Origin of the sequence: Achromobacter sp. Marseille-Q0513, from assembly GCF_018195695.1 — a bacterium.
GTDB lineage: Bacteria > Pseudomonadota > Gammaproteobacteria > Burkholderiales > Burkholderiaceae_B > Achromobacter.
On the sequence record NZ_JAGTJY010000589.1, the window covers coordinates 1 to 391 of the forward strand.

At 62.7% G+C, this 391-nt stretch carries 1 pseudogene; it reads right to left on the reverse strand.

Annotated features, from left to right (window positions below):
• Positions 1-365, reverse strand: a pseudogene (locus KDH83_RS31885) (VirB4 family type IV secretion/conjugal transfer ATPase); the annotation flags it as partial.
• Positions 366-391: the final 26 nt, after the last annotated feature.

A 391-nucleotide genomic window follows, 5' to 3' on the forward strand; every position in this document is an offset into this window, starting at 1 on the left:
GTCAAATACAACTCGTTGATCATGGGCGGCGTCGTGTCGAAAGTGCGGCGGTAAGCCACATCGTGGGCGCGCGAGAAGGCGTCGGGGTACTCGCTGTCGGGATACTCGTGGACCCTGCGGCGCACAAGATGTGTCCAGAAGCCGACGCCCGGCGGGAAGCCGCAGACGAGGTTGTTGAGTTCCTCGATCCAGCGGCACTTGTCTTCTTCGGGATAGCCTTCGAACGAGCGGCCGTCCACGCGCCAGACGGAAACGTATTCGGCGCGGCGCGTGGCGACAATAGACGACGTGACATGGTGGGAGAACGGGACGGCATCGCTAACCGCCCGCTCGTGGCGCAGCACCGGGGCGAGGGAGTCTTTCATAGGGGAGTGTTTCCTATATCTACCGG